Below are 13,810 nucleotides of genomic sequence, written 5' to 3'. Positions count from 1 at the left end.
TTTCCTCACTCGGCCGGATTGCCGTAGTGGCTGTTGAAGTCTTCCTCGATCGAGGCCGGGATCGGTTCCGGTTTCTCGGTCGCGCCCAGAAGCGGCAGGATCACGAGGAAGTAGGCGAACCAGTAGGTCGAAGCGATGAGCGAGATCCAGTCATAGGGATACTCGGTCGGCATCGCGCCCACCCAGGTCAGCACCACGAAGTCGAGCACGAGCAGCCAGAACCACATCCGGAACTTCGGACGATAGGCGCCCGAACGGACCTTCGAAGTGTCGAGCCACGGAGCCAGAGCCATCACGGCGATGGCGCCGAACATCGCGATCACGCCGAAGAACTTCGCATCGACGATGCCGAAGGTCAGGCCGTCGACCAGGATCACCACCCAGACGTCGGCGGCGAAGGCGCGCAGGATCGCGTAGAACGGCAGGAAGTACCATTCCGGAACGATATGCGCCGGGGTCGAGAGCGGGTTCGCCTGGATGTAGTTATCCGGGTGGCCCAGATAGTTCGGCATGTAGGCGACGACGGCGAAGAAGGCGAGCAGCACCAGGGCCAGCGCGAACAGGTCCTTGATCACGAAATACGGCCAGAAGGGCAGGGTGTCCTTTTCGGCATCGGCTTTCGAGGTGCGGCGGACTTCAACCCCGGTCGGGTTGTTGTTGCCGGTGGTGTGGAAGGCCCAGATGTGGATGGCGACCATCGCCGCGATCACGAAGGGCAGCAGATAGTGCAGCGAGAAGAAGCGGTTGAGCGTCGCGTTGTCGACCGCCGGTCCGCCCAGAAGCCAGGCCTGGATGCTCGGCCCGATGCCCGGGATCGCGCCGAACAGGCCGGTGATCACGGTGGCGCCCCAGAACGACATCTGGCCCCACGGCAGCACGTAGCCCATGAAGGCGGTGCCCATCATCAGCAGGTAGATGACCATGCCGACGATCCAGGTGATCTCGCGCGGGGCCTTGTAGGAGCCGTAGTAGAGGCCGCGGAAGATGTGGATGTAGACGGCGAGGAAGAACAGCGAGGCGCCGTTGGCGTGGATGTAGCGCATCGCCCAGCCGCCGTTCACGTCGCGCATGATGTGCTCGACCGAGGCGAAAGCCAGATCGACATGCGGCGTGTAGTGCATCGCCAGCACGATGCCGGTGACGATCTGCAGCACCAGGGTGAAGGCGAGGACAATCCCCCAGATCCACCACCAGTTCAGGTTCTTCGGCGTCGGGATCATGATGGTGTCATAGACGAGGCCGACGATCGGCAGGCGGTCGTGCAGCCACTTCTCGATGCCCGTCTTGGGCTCGTAATGGTCGTGCGGAATTCCGGACATGTGTCTTTCCCCTCAGCCCAGCTTGATCGTGGTTTCGTCGACGAAGGCCGCGACCGGAATGTCGAGGTTGCGCGGCGCGGGACCCTTGCGGATACGGCCCGCCGAATCGTAGTGCGAGCCGTGGCAGGGGCAGAACCAGCCGCCGAAATCACCCGACTTGTCGCCCATCGGCACGCAGCCGAGGTGGGTGCACACGCCAAGCATCACCAGCCATTCGCCGGTGTTGGTGCCGTCAAAGGCCGGAAGCGTGCGGTTTTCATCGGTTGCCTCGGCACCCGGCTTGTTCGCATTCTCCGCCGAGGTGTCGCGCAGCGCGCCCAGCGGCACCGAGCGGGCCAGCTCGATGTCCTTTTCGTCGCGACGCCGGATGAACACCGGCTTGCCGCGCCATTTCACGGTCAGCTGGGTGCCCACCTCGACCGCCGAGACATCGACAAAGATCGATGCCAGCGCCTTCACGTCGGCCGAAGCGTTCATTTGGTTGATCAACGGCCAGACGGCCGCACCGGTCACCACCACCCCGGTGGCAGCGGTGGCATGATAGAGGAAATCCCTCCGAGTGCCTGCGTTGTCTTCTGCGTGGGACACGTGTCTTCTCCCTTCCCCGAACTTGAAATTCAAGTCGATGCGCCTTTGCGGGCCACACAGAATGCGGCCGGACAGTGCTCGTTTAGCGTCCGGGAAACCCGCAGTCCAGCATACATTCACAAGCGGGTGAGGCGAAAAGCCGCGGCACGGCCCGATTCGCGCTTTTTTGTCGCTGGGGCAGGCGCTTGCAGGCCTCAATCGGGCGCAAGCATGTAGCCAAGTCCGCGCACCGTCTGCAGATAGCGCGGCTCGCGCGGGTCGGGCTCGATCTTGCGGCGCAGACGGGTGATCTGCACGTCGACGGCGCGGTCGCCCGCGGCCTCCTCGGCGCCGGCAGAGCGGTCGCGGCCCAGCTCCTCGATCAGTTCGGTGCGGCCGATCACCTCGCCCGCATGGGCGGCGAAGATTCGCATCAGGGCCGCCTCGGTCGCGGTGAGTCGCACCGGCTGATCGCCCTGGCTCAGCTCGCCGCGCTCAAGATCATAGCGCAGCGGCCCAAGCGACAGATATTTCGGCCCCGCCGTCACCGCCTCGGGCACGCGCCGCAAGATCGCATTGATGCGCAACAAAAGTTCCTTCGGCTCGAAGGGCTTGGCCAGGTAGTCATCGGCCCCGGCCTCAAGCCCCTCGATCCGCTCGCGGGTCTCGCCGCGCGCGGTCAGAAGCAGGATCGGCGTTGTCATCTTCGTGCGCAGATCGCGGGTCAGGGACAGCCCGTCCTCGCCCGGCATCATCACGTCCAGCACGATCAGGTTGAACTCCAGCCCCGAGAGCAGGCGGCGGGCATGCGCCGCATCACGCCCGGCGGTGACCAGAAAGCCGTTGCGGATCAGGAACTTCTGCAGAAGTCCGCGAATCCGCTCGTCATCATCGACGATCAGAAGATGCGGGGGCGAGGCCGACATCATTCGGTCTCCTTCAGCATCTGATAGTGGCGCCGCATCGCCGGGTCCATCATCGCCTCCAGCACCTGCCGGAAGCCCGCCACCGCCTGCGGCCCCGCCGCGCGATAGGCGGCGCGCATCCGCCCGCGTTGCGCCTCCGAGAGCGCGCGTTCCAGCTCCGCCCCCTTCTCGGTCAGGTGCAGATGCCGCTCGCGCTTGTCGCGCCGCCCGACGCGGCTTTCGACCAGACCGTCGTCAATGAGCGTGCGCAGGACCCGGTTCAGGCTCTGCTTCGTCACGCCGAGCACCGAGATCAGCGTCGTCACCGTCAGCCCCGGCTCGCGGTTGATGAAGTGGATGGCGCGGTGATGCGCGCGGCCATAATCGTGCTGATCCAGGATCCGGTCCGGATCGGCGGTGAAGCCGCGATAGGCAAAGAACATCGCCTCGATGCCCTTGCGCAGCTGTTCGTCGGTCAGAAACAGGAGCGTTTCGCCCCCGGGGGCTCCGGTATCGGCCATGTGATCCTCGCTTTTGCGCGAGTTTATGTCAGCCTTGTTGACTTTCCAAGAATCAATTGTTACCGAGGCGCAGATTTTGCGCAATATTATGTCCGAGACGGACCGAGTTGGCGCAATTAGTGAAAACGAAGCAGCCAAGGAGGGCGTGATGGCCGGGGCTTATGACGATCGTGACGGCAAGATCTGGATGGACGGGAAACTGGTCGAGTGGCGCGATGCCAAGGTCCATATCCTGACCCATGCGCTGCATTACGCTTCCTCGGTCTTCGAGGGCGAGCGCTGCTATGACGGCAAGATCTTCAAGGGCGTCGAGCATTCGATCCGCCTGCGCAAATCGGCGGAACTCCTTGATTTCGAGATCCCCTACAGCGTGGAGGAGATCGAGGCGGCGAAATATGCGATGCTGGCGGCGAACGGCTGGACGAACGCCTATGTGCGCGCCATCGCCTGGCGCGGGGCGGGCGACGACATGGGGGTTTCGGCGCGGCGCAACCCGGTGCGGCTGGCGATCGCCGGTTGGGAATGGGGCAACTATTACGGCGATGCGAAGATGAAGGGCGCCAAGCTCGACATCTCGAAATGGCGCCGCCCCGATCCGAAGACGATCCCCTCGGCCGCCAAGGCGGCGGGTCTTTACATGATCTGCACGATGTCGAAACACGCCGCCGAGGCCAAGGGCTGCTCGGATGCGCTGATGATGGATTACCGCGGCTATGTGGCCGAGGCGACCGGCGCGAACGTGTTCTTCGTGAAGAACGGCGAAGTGCATACGCCGCTGCCGGATTGCTTCCTCAACGGTCTGACCCGGCAGACGGTGATCGAGATGATGCGGGGCAAGGGTATCACCGTGCATGAACGCCATATCGAGCCGGTGGAGCTGGCGGGCTTCGAGCAATGCTGGCTGACCGGCACCGCGGCCGAGGTGACCCCGGTGGGGCAGATCGGCGATTTCCACTTCGAGGTCGGCGCGCTGACCCGCGAGGTGGCGGCAAGCTACGAAAAGCTGGTGCGGGCCTGAGCGATCCCCCCCGACCGCGGCCTTCCGCGGCCGGGGGGCAAACGGCCGGATAGGCCGGTCCCGAAAAGACCAAGGCGGACCATCAGCAGATGGCCCGCCTTGGTCTTTTTCATGCCGCCGCTACGGTGGCACGCCAGAGACATGCCCGTCACCGTTGCGGCCCCCGGCTGTCAGGGGCGTCGGTTCACTCGTCCCTCCGGGCTTCCTCGCGATCGATGCGCAGGAACTCCCGGACCTTAGCTCCCGAGCGTTCCGCCGGACGCCGCACCAGCGCATCCACAGCCGGATGCACGCCGCTGCGCCGGTCGATCTCAAGGAATTGCCGCATCCGCGCGCCCTCGGCCGCTTGTTCGGCATGGTCGATGATGGAACGGGTCATGCTTGCCTCCTTCGCTTCATCTGAGAAAAGGCTAGCACAGAATCACCGCCCTGTCTTTGCGCAGGATCATGGACCGGCGGAGTCTTGCGCCCGGGTTCGCCCCGCGCGGTCTGCCCCGCGCTGTCAGCCCTGCGGTGTCACCGCCTTGCGCGCGCGCTGCCGCTCCAGCCCCAGCCGCCGCTCGCGCCAGATGATCATCACCCCGGCGGCGATGATCAGCCCCGCGCCGCCCAGCATCCAGGCCGTCGGCACCTCGGCAAACATCCAGTAGCCGATCCCCAGCGCAAACAGCATCGAGACATATTCAAACGGCGCGATGATCGAGGCATCGGCGTAGCGATATGAGGAGGTCAGCAGGATCTGCCCGATCCCGCCCAGAATGCCGCAGGAAATCAGCAGGCTGGCCTCAAAGGGCGTGGGCAGGACCCAGCCGAAGGGCACAGAGATCAGCGACAGCACCGTCGAGGTGACGGAAAACCAGAACACGATGGCCGAGGTGCGCTCGGTCGCGACCATCTTGCGGATGAAGACCTGGGCCAGCGCGGCAAAGGTCGCGCCCATGATCACCAGCATCGCGCCCAGCGTCGCGGCGGGGTCGCGGCCCTCGAAATCGCCCAGCCGCGGCCAAAGCACGATCAAAACGCCGATCAGCCCAAGCGTGACGGCACTCAGCCGAAAGGCCCGGACCTCCTCGCCCAGAAACATCGCGGCGAAGACCACGGTCAGCAGCGGCGCGGCATAGCCCAGCGCCGTGACCTCGGGCAGGGGCAAAAAGGCGAGCCCCGCGAAGCCCAGCCCCATCGCGGATGTCCCCGCGACGCCGCGCCAGACATGGCCCATGGGCGCGCGCACCTTCAGCCCGACCCGGATTTCGTGCCGCCACAAAAGCCAGGCCAGAATGACCGGAATGGCGAAAAGCGAGCGGAAGAAGACGGTCTCGCCCGGCGGAACATGCGGGGCCAGCAGCTTGATCACCGTCGACATGGCGATGAAGACAAGCACCGACAGGATCTTCAACGTGATCCCGGTGACCGGGTTGGGGTTCTGGCTGGCGGCGGGGGAGGGGGCGGACATGCGGCCAGCTTACGCCTTTGCGGGCCGAAGAAAAGGGTCAGGGTGCCAGCCGCGCCAGCGCCCAGGCGGCGGCTTCGGCCACGGCGGGATCGGGGTCGTGCAGATGCGGGCGCGCGGCCGCGGCCAGTTCGGGGCGGGCGGAATTTCCGAGTGCGTAAAGCGCGTTGCGGATCATCCGGTCGCGGCCGATGCGCTTGACGGGGCTGCCCGCAAACCGTGCGCGAAAGGCGGCATCGTCCAGCGCCAGGATCTCGGTCAGCGTGGGCGTGCCCTGTTTCGCCGCATAGCCGATGTCGCGCGCGGCGACGGCGAATTTGTTCCAGGGACAGGCGGCAAGGCAGTCGTCACAGCCATAGATCCGGTTGCCCAGCCCCGGGCGCAGCGTGGGATCGACCGGGCCGCGGTGCTCGATCGTCAGATAGGAAATGCAGCGCCGCGCATCCATCTGATAAGGCGCGACAAAAGCCCCGGTCGGACAGGCGTCGAGACAGGCGGTGCAGCTGCCGCAATGGCTGATCTCGGGCGCGTCGGGCGGCAGATCCAGCGTGGTGAAAATCGCGCCCAGAAACACCCAATTGCCCAGATCGCGCGCCAGAAGATTGGTGTGCTTGCCCTGCCAGCCCAGCCCCGCGGCCTGCGAAAGCGGCTTTTCCATCACCGGGGCGGTATCGACGAAAACCTTGATCTCGCAAGGAGAATTCTCGATCAGCCAGCGCCCGAGCCGCTTCAGCCGCCGCTTCACCAGATCGTGATAATCCTTGCCCTGCGCATAGACCGAAATCGCGCCATGCCCGGGGTGCCGCGTGGCCTCCCGCGGATCGACCTCGGGCGCGTAGCTTTCGGCGAGCAGGATGACCGAGCGCGCCTCGGGCCAAAGCGCGGCCGGGTTCCCCCGCCACTCCATCCGCTCGGCCATCCAGGCCATCTGGCCGTGATACCCGGCCGCGACAAAGGCGGAAAGCCGCGCGGGCAGCTCGGGACAGGCGTCTGGGCGGGTGATGCCGGCCTTGGCAAAGCCGATCGCCCGGGCCTCTTCGATCAGGCGGGTCTTCAAGGTTTCCAGTTCCGCCTCCTCAGCCGGGGCAGGGGGCGCTGCCCCCTCTTTGCCTGACGGCAAATTCACCCCCGGGATATTTGAGGCAAGATGAAAGGGGCGTGTTTCATCTTGCCTCAAATATCCCGGGGGTCCGGGGGCAGAGCCCCCGGCTTGCTTCAGAAATCCAGCTCCGCATATTGCGGCGAGGGCGGCACCCCGGGCAATTGGTCAGCCAGCAGCGAGCGGAAGGCCGGGCGCGACTTGATCTTCGCATACCATTCCTTCACCGCTTCGGAGCGGTGCCAGTCCACATCCGAGATATAGTCAAGGCAGCTCAGATGCGCGGCGGCGGCGAAATCGGCCAAGGTCATCACGTCGCCCGCCAGCCAGCGGCGGCTGTCCAGAAGCCAGGCCATGTAGTCGATATGATATTTGATCGCGCCCAGGCCTTCCTTGACCGTCTTGCTGTCCGGGTAGCCCTTTTTCTGCACCTTCTTCCAGACCCGTTCGCCCATCACCTTGGCGGTGACCTCGGTGTTGAACTTGTCGTCGAACCAGCTGCAGAGGCGGCGCACTTCATAACGCGCCTCGGGGTCGCGCGGCATCAGGGCCGGGCCGGGCACCACCTCGTCCAGATATTCGCAGATCGCCTGACTTTCCGAGAACAGCCGGTTGTCATAGCGCAGCACCGGCACTTTCCCGGCCGGGTTGCGGCGCAGGAAATCGGTGCTTTTTTCCCAGTAGCGCTCTTCGACCAGCTCGACCTCGATGCGTTTTTCGGCGAGCGTGAGCCGCACCTTGCGGCAAAACGGCGACAGAGCAACGTGATATAGGCGGTTCATCGGCAACACCCGCTGCAAGCTTTTCCCCCTGATAGACCCGGCAGGGGGTGGGATCAATGCTTCATGCGCGGGCGTTAACCATTCCCCTTTGATTTGGCGGGTTTGCGCGCTTTCGGCTTCGGCGCGGGCAGGCTGCACGCCAGCAGCGCCACCATCCTGCCCCCGGCACAGATGCCGTCTTCGCCGAACATCTTGCGCGCGCTGATGCCGCGGCCCTCGAGCTGTTCCAGAAAGAATTCAACCGTTTCGGCGCGGGTTGCCATCACAGCGCCCGCCGCGCCCGCAGCGCCGCCGAGATCGTGCCGTCGTCGAGATAATCCAGCTCGCCGCCGATCGGCACCCCCTGCGCAAGCGAGGTCACGCGCACCCCCGTCCCCTCCAGCGCCTCGGCGATGTAATGCGCCGTCGTCTGCCCCTCGACCGTGGCATTCAGCGCAAGGATCACCTCGGTGACCGCCTCGGCGCGGATGCGGGCGATCAGCTGCGGGATGCGCAATTCCTCGGGGCCGATGGCATCAAGCGCCGAGAGCGTGCCGCCCAGGACGTGATAGCGGCCCTTGAAGGCGCCGCCGCGTTCCAGCGCCCAAAGATCGGCGACATCCTCGACCACGCAAATCTCGCCCGTGGCGCGGGCGGGGCTGTCACAGATCTCGCAGCTGGCGCCCATCGCGATATTGCCGCAAACCGGGCAATCGCGGGCGGTTTCGGCCACCCGCGACAGCGCCGCGGCAAGGGGCGCCATCTGCCCCTCGCGCTTGCGCAGAAGATGCAGCACCGCACGCCGGGCCGAACGGGGCCCCAGCCCCGGCAATCGCGCCATTTGCGCGATCAGCGCCTCGATCTCGTCGCGGGGGCCGCTCATTTCAGGGGCGCATCTCAGCCGGGCAGGCCCATGTCGGCGGGAAGGCCAAGTTCGGTCATCAGCTTGCGCTGTTCCTCGCCCGCCTTGTCCTGGGCGCGCGCCTGCGCATCTTTCACCGCGGCGACGATCAGATCCTCGACCACTTCCTTTTCCGAGGCGACCAGAATCGTCGGGTCGATATCCAGCCCCGTCAGCTCGCCCTTGGCGGTGACGCGCGCCTTGACCAGACCGCCGCCCGCCTCGCCGATGACGATCATCCGGCCCAGCTCTTCCTGCAGGGTCAGCATCCGCTCCTGCATTTCTTTGGCCGCTTTCATCATCTTGGCCATGTCGCCAAGCTGCCCCAGTCCCTTGAACATCGTGGTCCTCCGATCGGTTTCGCGGATCACAGATAAGCATCGGCCGCGGCGGCGGCAAGGCAGTCGGCGCCGCAGGGGGGGCAGCCGGGGGGATCAGCCGTCCTCGAACGGGTCCCATTCGTCCTCGACCTCGGGCAGGGCCTCGGCGGCCTGTTCGGCCTCCAGCGCGTCGGACAGCACGATTTCTTCGAATTTCGCCGTCGGGAAAGCGGCGAAGATCGCCTGCACGACGCGGTTTTCCGCCCGCGCCTCCGCCTCGGCGGCAAGGGTCGCGGCATTGCGGGTCTCGTCGATCGTGGCGGCCCCGCCTTCGGAGACGACCGAGACCCCCCAACGCGCGCCGGTCCAGCCCTGCAGTCGTTGCGCCAAAGTCTGCGCAAGATCGCGCGGCGCCCCTGGGGCGGGTTCGAATTCGATCCGGCCCGGCGCGTAATGCACCAGCCGGACGCCTTTTTCGACCTCGACCAAAAGCTTCACGTCGCGCATCCGGCCGATCAGCGCCACCACATCTTCAAAGCGCGCATATTTCGCCAAGGCCGAGGCGGCGGGCGAGAGTGCCAGCGCCGCAGAGCCCTGCACCGACAGCGGCCGCCCGCCCATCATGTGCCGTGTCGTGGCCTCGGCGCGCGGACCGCCACCGCCACCGCCGCCCTGCGACGGGCCATGCCCGCCCGCGGCGCCCGGCCCCGCCATCACCTTGCGCATCAGCGTTTCCGGGTCGGGCAGGTCGGCGACATGGGTCAGCCGGATCAGCGCCATTTCCGCCGCCATCATCGCATTCGGCGCCGAAGACACCTCTTCGATCGCCTTCAGAAGCATCTGCCAGAGCCGCGACAGCACCCGCATCGGGATCGCCTGCGCCATCGCCTGGCCGCGGGTGCGCTCCTCGGGTGGCACGGTCGGGTCCTCGGCGGCCTCGGGCGTGATCTTGATGACGGACACCCAATGCGTGATCTCGGCCAGATCGCGCAGCACCGCCATCGGATCGGCGCCGTCAGAATATTGCGCGCCCAGTTCGGTCAGCGCCGCGGCCGCATCGCCCTTGAGGATCATGTCGAAAAGATCCAGCACCCGGGCGCGGTCGGCCAGCCCCAGCATGGCGCGGACCTGATCGGCGGTGGTTTCCCCCGCCCCATGCGAAATCGCCTGATCGAGCAGCGACATCGCATCGCGGACCGAGCCTTCGGCCGCGCGGGTGATCAGCGCCAGCGCATCCGGGGCGATCTGCGCGCTTTCCTGCGTCGCGACTTTCGACAGGTGGTTGATCATCACCTCGGGCTCGATCCGGCGCAAATCGAACCGCTGGCAGCGGCTCAGCACCGTCACCGGCACCTTGCGGATTTCGGTGGTGGCGAAGATGAATTTCACATGCGCGGGCGGTTCTTCGAGCGTTTTCAGAAGCGCGTTGAAGGCCGAGGTCGAGAGCATGTGGACTTCGTCGATGATATAGACCTTGTAGCGCGCCGAGGCCGCCCGGTAGTTCACGCTTTCGATGATCTCGCGGATGTCGCCGACCCCGGTGCGCGAGGCGGCGTCCATTTCCAGCACGTCGACATGGCGGCCCTCGGCGATGGCGCGGCAATGTTCGCATATCCCGCAAGGCTCGGTCGTGGGCTGGCCTTTGCCGTCGGGGCCGATGCAGTTCAGCCCCTTGGCGATGATCCGCGCGGTGGTGGTTTTGCCGGTGCCGCGGATGCCGGTCATGATGAAGGCCTGCGCGATACGGCTTGCCGCAAAGGCGTTTTTCAGCGTGCGCACCATCGCCTCCTGCCCGATCAGATCGGCAAAGGTGGCGGGGCGGTATTTGCGCGCAAGGACCTGATAGCCCGAAGAGGTCGCGGCGGGGCTGTCGGCGTCGGTCATGGGGTCTCCTCGGTTCGGCGCCACTTTACGCGCGGGGGAGCGCAAGTCAAACCGATCCCTTGGACGGAAGGATCGCGAATGGGGGGAGGGGTGAGAGGCTGGACATCGACCCAAGCGGGGCTCGTTGCGGCTGCTTCCTTCCGGACCTGACCGGGTTGGCGAGGCGCTCGCCCGCGCCAACCTCTCAAGCGCTCATATAAGGGCGGATGCGCTGGCTTGCAAGCGGGCTGTGCAGCCGAGTTGGTCAAGGCCCGAAGCCCGCCTTGGTTTCGGGCGGATCAGGAAAAGCACCGCTTTTCCCCGCCCGGCGGCGCCAGGGGGGCGTGCAGGACCGTTTCCCCAAGCCCGCGAGAGGCCGGCGCCAGCCCCGGCGGGCGAGAAGCGCCCGCCGAGGGCGGGGCGGGCGCTGGCCGAGTGCCTTTGGGCCCTCGGCGGTCAGGGGGCTGATGTGCCGCATGACCTCGGCGATGGCCTCGGTCAAGTCTTCCTGCTCACAGCACGATCGGCACCAGCACCTCGGGCTCGATCACCTGCACGCCGGGCAAGCCATCGGCCAGCACCTTCGCGGATTGCTCCAGAAGCGGGAAGGTGCGGTAGTGACACGGCACCACCACCTTGAAATCGAAGTATTTCTTCGCGGCCCAGGCGGCGGCCTTCATGTCCATGGTGAAATGCCCGCCACAGGAGAGAATCCCGATATCGGGGCGGAAATACTCGCCCATCCAGCCCATCTCGGCGGAAATCCCGGTGTCGCCCGAGACATAGATCATCCGCCCCTCGCCCGCGATCATGTAGCCCGACTCGGTTCCCGCATAGACCGGACCGGCGGGACCGCTGATCGAGGAGGAATGCGAGGCGGGCACCATCGTCACCTTGGCGCCATTCAGATCAACCGTGCCGCCCTTGTTGAAACCCACGCCCGCGATCCCCTCCACCGCTTCCCAATGGCTGATCGTGTCATAGATGCCCACGACCGGCACGCCCAGCTCGCGCGCCAGCGCCAAAGTGTCGGCGGAATGATCGCCATGCCCATGCGTCAAAAGAATATGCGTCGCCCCCGCCAGCGCCTCGGCCCGCCGCGCCATCGGGAACATCGGATTGCCGCTCAGCCAGGGGTCGATCAGGATCACCGCGCCCTCGATCTGAAGACGGAACCCGGAATGCCCGAACCATGTCAGTTTCATGCCGTTCCTCCCATTTTCCGCGCAAAGTCTAGCGCAGGCCGCCGCAAAGGGAAGCGGCGCTTGAATCGCCCGCCCCCGGACGCTAAACCCGGCCCAAGTCAACCGGAGCAACCCATGTCCATCGACATCGACACCGCCCGCAAGGTGGCGCATCTGGCGCGGATCCGCGTGCCCGAATCCGACCTGCCGAAACTGGCCGAGCAGCTCTCGGGCATTCTCACCTTCATGGAGCAGCTGAACGAAGTGAACGTGGACGGCATCGAGCCGATGACCTCGGTCACGCCGATGCGGCTGAAACGGCGGGCCGATGTGGTCACGGACGGGAATTATCCCGAAGCTGTGCTGAAAAACGCCCCCGATGCCCGCGAGGGTTTCTTTGCCGTGCCGAAGGTGGTCGAATGAGCCTGAACAAACTGACGATCGCCGCCGCCCGCGATGCGCTGAAGGCGGGGGAAGTGACCTCGATCGAGATCACCGAGGCCTGTCTGGCCGAGATCGACGCCGCGGGCGCGCTGAATGCGTTTTGCGCGAAGACGCCCGAGATCGCGCTGGCGCAGGCGAAGGCCGCCGATGCCCGGATCAAGGCGGGCGATGCCCCGGCGATGTGCGGGATTCCGCTTGGGATCAAGGACTTGTTCTGCACCAAGGGGGTGGCCTCGCAGGCCGCCTCGCGCATCCTTGAGGGCTTCAAGCCGGAATATGAATCGACCGTGACGCAGAACCTCTGGGATGCGGGCGCGGTGATGCTGGGCAAGCTCTCCATGGACGAATTCGCCATGGGCTCGTCGAACGAGACCGCCTGTTACGGTCCCGTGGTCAGCCCGTGGAAGGTCGATGACCGGCAGCTGACGCCGGGCGGCTCCTCGGGTGGCTCGGCTGCCGCGGTCGCCGCCGATCTGTGTCTGGCCGCGACCGGGACCGACACCGGCGGCTCGATCCGCCAGCCCGCCGCCTTCACCGGCATCGTCGGCATCAAGCCGACCTATGGCCGGGTCTCGCGCTGGGGCGTCGTCGCCTTTGCGTCGAGCCTCGACCAAGCCGGGCCGATGACGAAATCGGTGCGCGATGCGGCGATCATGCTCTCCGCCATGGCCTCGAACGACGCCAAGGATTCGACCTGTGCCGATATTCCGGTGCCGGATTTCGAAGCGGCGCTGACGGGCGACATCCGCGGCAAGAAGATCGGCATTCCGCGCGAATACCGCATGGAGGGCATGCCCGCCGAGATCGAAAAGCTCTGGTCCGACGGCGCGGCGATGCTGCGCGATGCGGGCGCGGAGATCGTTGAAATCTCGCTGCCGCATACGAAATACGCGCTGCCCGCCTATTACGTGATCGCCCCGGCCGAGGCGTCCTCGAACCTCGCGCGCTATGATGGCGTGCGCTACGGCCATCGCGCGACACTCTCGGCGGGCGAGGGCATCGTCGACATGTATGAAAAGACCCGCGCCGAGGGCTTCGGCCCCGAGGTGCAGCGGCGCATCATGATCGGCACCTATGTTCTGTCCGCCGGGTTCTACGACGCCTATTACAACCGCGCGCGGCGGGTGCGGGCGCTGATCAAGCAGGACTTCGATCAGGCTTTCGCGGCGGGGATCGATTCGATCCTGACGCCGGCGACGCCGTCCTCGGCTTTCGGGCTGGGCGAGATGAAAGACGCCGATCCGGTCGAGATGTATCTCAACGATGTCTTCACCGTCACCGTGAACCTGGCCGGTCTGCCGGGGATTTCGGTGCCGGTGGGGCTGGATGCCAAGGGCCTGCCGATGGGGCTGCAGCTGATCGGTCGGCCCTGGGAAGAGGGTGATCTGCTCAATCAGGCGCTGGTTCTGGAAAAAGCCGCGGGCTTTGCCGCGAAACCGGCGAAATGGTGGTAAGGAG

General features: G+C 65.9%; 16 protein-coding genes and 1 other RNA gene. 3 read left to right on the top strand and 14 right to left on the bottom strand.

Translation table 11 applies throughout. From position 1 onward, the window contains the following. Positions 1–5: 5 nt before the first annotated feature. The 4 genes from petB to AC4PTB_RS13270 form a co-directional block, all read right to left on the bottom strand. Positions 6–1,319, bottom strand: coding sequence for a proton-pumping cytochrome bc1 complex subunit PetB (gene petB / locus AC4PTB_RS13285; protein WP_492190401.1), 1,314 nt, complete (start codon positions 1,317–1,319; stop codon positions 6–8). 12 nt (positions 1,320–1,331) lie between these two features. Beyond that, entirely contained in the window at positions 1,332–1,907 is a 576-nt protein-coding gene (petA, locus tag AC4PTB_RS13280) for a ubiquinol-cytochrome c reductase iron-sulfur subunit (RefSeq protein WP_492190400.1), read from the bottom strand. 194 nt (positions 1,908–2,101) lie between these two features. Next, entirely contained in the window at positions 2,102–2,812 is a 711-nt protein-coding gene (locus AC4PTB_RS13275) for a response regulator (RefSeq protein WP_492190399.1), read from the bottom strand. Further along, on the bottom strand, positions 2,812–3,312 hold the full coding sequence (locus tag AC4PTB_RS13270; protein WP_492190398.1) for a MarR family winged helix-turn-helix transcriptional regulator: 501 nt from the start codon (positions 3,310–3,312) through the stop codon (positions 2,812–2,814). Before AC4PTB_RS13270 ends, AC4PTB_RS13275 begins: the two co-directional genes overlap by 1 nt. Positions 3,313–3,460: 148 nt before the next feature. On the opposite strand from AC4PTB_RS13270, the gene AC4PTB_RS13265 reads away from it, so the two are divergent. Then, positions 3,461–4,330, top strand: a complete 870-nt coding sequence (locus AC4PTB_RS13265; RefSeq protein WP_492190397.1) for a branched-chain amino acid aminotransferase — start codon at positions 3,461–3,463, stop codon at positions 4,328–4,330. Positions 4,331–4,514: 184 nt separating this feature from the next. On the opposite strand, the gene AC4PTB_RS13260 is transcribed toward AC4PTB_RS13265, so the two are convergent. The 10 genes from AC4PTB_RS13260 to AC4PTB_RS13215 all read right to left on the bottom strand — a co-directional run bounded on the left by AC4PTB_RS13260 (position 4,515) and on the right by AC4PTB_RS13215 (position 11,929). Then, a complete protein-coding gene (locus tag AC4PTB_RS13260) occupies positions 4,515–4,709 on the bottom strand; it encodes a hypothetical protein (RefSeq protein ID WP_492190396.1) in 195 nt (64 codons plus the stop codon). A 123-nt stretch (positions 4,710–4,832) separates the two neighbouring features. Continuing rightward, the gene (locus AC4PTB_RS13255) at positions 4,833–5,783 is read right to left on the bottom strand and encodes a DMT family transporter (protein WP_492190395.1); all 951 of its coding nucleotides are present in this window, start codon (positions 5,781–5,783) and stop codon (positions 4,833–4,835) included. Positions 5,784–5,820: 37 nt separating this feature from the next. Continuing rightward, entirely contained in the window at positions 5,821–6,837 is a 1,017-nt protein-coding gene (gene queG / locus AC4PTB_RS13250; RefSeq protein WP_492190394.1) for a tRNA epoxyqueuosine(34) reductase QueG, read from the bottom strand. A gap of 158 nt (positions 6,838–6,995) precedes the next feature. Further along, positions 6,996–7,661 carry an FtsZ-binding protein FzlA gene (fzlA, locus tag AC4PTB_RS13245; protein WP_492190393.1) on the bottom strand — a complete coding sequence of 222 codons (666 nt, stop codon included), beginning with the start codon at positions 7,659–7,661 and terminating at the stop codon, positions 6,996–6,998. 74 nt (positions 7,662–7,735) lie between these two features. Then, entirely contained in the window at positions 7,736–7,924 is a 189-nt protein-coding gene (locus AC4PTB_RS13240; protein ID WP_492190392.1) for a hypothetical protein, read from the bottom strand. After that, positions 7,924–8,523: a recombination mediator RecR gene (recR, locus tag AC4PTB_RS13235; RefSeq protein ID WP_492190391.1), complete on the bottom strand. Its 600-nt coding sequence runs from the start codon at positions 8,521–8,523 to the stop codon at positions 7,924–7,926. The genes AC4PTB_RS13240 and recR overlap by 1 nt, the downstream gene beginning before the upstream one ends. A gap of 14 nt (positions 8,524–8,537) precedes the next feature. Continuing rightward, on the bottom strand, positions 8,538–8,882 hold the full coding sequence (locus tag AC4PTB_RS13230; RefSeq protein ID WP_013068465.1) for a YbaB/EbfC family nucleoid-associated protein: 345 nt from the start codon (positions 8,880–8,882) through the stop codon (positions 8,538–8,540). A gap of 93 nt (positions 8,883–8,975) precedes the next feature. Next, entirely contained in the window at positions 8,976–10,745 is a 1,770-nt protein-coding gene (locus AC4PTB_RS13225; protein WP_492190390.1) for a DNA polymerase III subunit gamma/tau, read from the bottom strand. Between the two features lie 88 nt (positions 10,746–10,833). After that, positions 10,834–10,932: signal recognition particle sRNA small type (gene ffs / locus AC4PTB_RS13220), an RNA gene on the bottom strand. A gap of 304 nt (positions 10,933–11,236) precedes the next feature. Then, positions 11,237–11,929, bottom strand: a complete 693-nt coding sequence (locus AC4PTB_RS13215; RefSeq protein WP_492190389.1) for a metal-dependent hydrolase — start codon at positions 11,927–11,929, stop codon at positions 11,237–11,239. Between the two features lie 114 nt (positions 11,930–12,043). Here AC4PTB_RS13215 and gatC point away from each other — a divergent pair, with 114 nt between their 5' ends. Next, positions 12,044–12,331 (top strand): Asp-tRNA(Asn)/Glu-tRNA(Gln) amidotransferase subunit GatC, encoded by a 288-nt coding sequence (gene gatC / locus AC4PTB_RS13210; RefSeq protein ID WP_013068461.1) that lies wholly within the window; start codon positions 12,044–12,046, stop codon positions 12,329–12,331. Then, entirely contained in the window at positions 12,328–13,806 is a 1,479-nt protein-coding gene (gene gatA / locus AC4PTB_RS13205; RefSeq protein WP_492190388.1) for an Asp-tRNA(Asn)/Glu-tRNA(Gln) amidotransferase subunit GatA, read from the top strand. The genes gatC and gatA overlap by 4 nt, the downstream gene beginning before the upstream one ends. Positions 13,807–13,810: the final 4 nt, after the last annotated feature.

It is taken from the genome of Rhodobacter sp. 4.3.4 (assembly GCF_058724655.1).
Note: the sequence above shows the minus strand (reverse complement) of the source record. Positions and strands in the feature narration are given on the sequence as shown.

Excerpts from the sequence above, each read along its gene's own strand:
- petB (WP_492190401.1), bottom strand. The coding sequence starts at position 1,319 with ATGTCCGGAATTCCGCACGACCATTACGAGCCCAAGACGGGCATCGAG.
- AC4PTB_RS13275 (WP_492190399.1), bottom strand. The coding sequence starts at position 2,812 with ATGTCGGCCTCGCCCCCGCATCTTCTGATCGTCGATGATGACGAGCGG.
- AC4PTB_RS13270 (WP_492190398.1), bottom strand. The coding sequence starts at position 3,312 with ATGGCCGATACCGGAGCCCCCGGGGGCGAAACGCTCCTGTTTCTGACC.
- AC4PTB_RS13265 (WP_492190397.1), top strand. The coding sequence starts at position 3,461 with ATGGCCGGGGCTTATGACGATCGTGACGGCAAGATCTGGATGGACGGG.
- AC4PTB_RS13260 (WP_492190396.1), bottom strand. The coding sequence starts at position 4,709 with ATGACCCGTTCCATCATCGACCATGCCGAACAAGCGGCCGAGGGCGCG.
- AC4PTB_RS13255 (WP_492190395.1), bottom strand. The coding sequence starts at position 5,783 with ATGTCCGCCCCCTCCCCCGCCGCCAGCCAGAACCCCAACCCGGTCACC.
- fzlA (WP_492190393.1), bottom strand. The coding sequence starts at position 7,661 with ATGAACCGCCTATATCACGTTGCTCTGTCGCCGTTTTGCCGCAAGGTG.
- AC4PTB_RS13240 (WP_492190392.1), bottom strand. The coding sequence starts at position 7,924 with ATGGCAACCCGCGCCGAAACGGTTGAATTCTTTCTGGAACAGCTCGAG.
- recR (WP_492190391.1), bottom strand. The coding sequence starts at position 8,523 with ATGAGCGGCCCCCGCGACGAGATCGAGGCGCTGATCGCGCAAATGGCG.
- AC4PTB_RS13230 (WP_013068465.1), bottom strand. The coding sequence starts at position 8,882 with ATGTTCAAGGGACTGGGGCAGCTTGGCGACATGGCCAAGATGATGAAA.
- AC4PTB_RS13225 (WP_492190390.1), bottom strand. The coding sequence starts at position 10,745 with ATGACCGACGCCGACAGCCCCGCCGCGACCTCTTCGGGCTATCAGGTC.
- AC4PTB_RS13215 (WP_492190389.1), bottom strand. The coding sequence starts at position 11,929 with ATGAAACTGACATGGTTCGGGCATTCCGGGTTCCGTCTTCAGATCGAG.
- gatC (WP_013068461.1), top strand. The coding sequence starts at position 12,044 with ATGTCCATCGACATCGACACCGCCCGCAAGGTGGCGCATCTGGCGCGG.
- gatA (WP_492190388.1), top strand. The coding sequence starts at position 12,328 with ATGAGCCTGAACAAACTGACGATCGCCGCCGCCCGCGATGCGCTGAAG.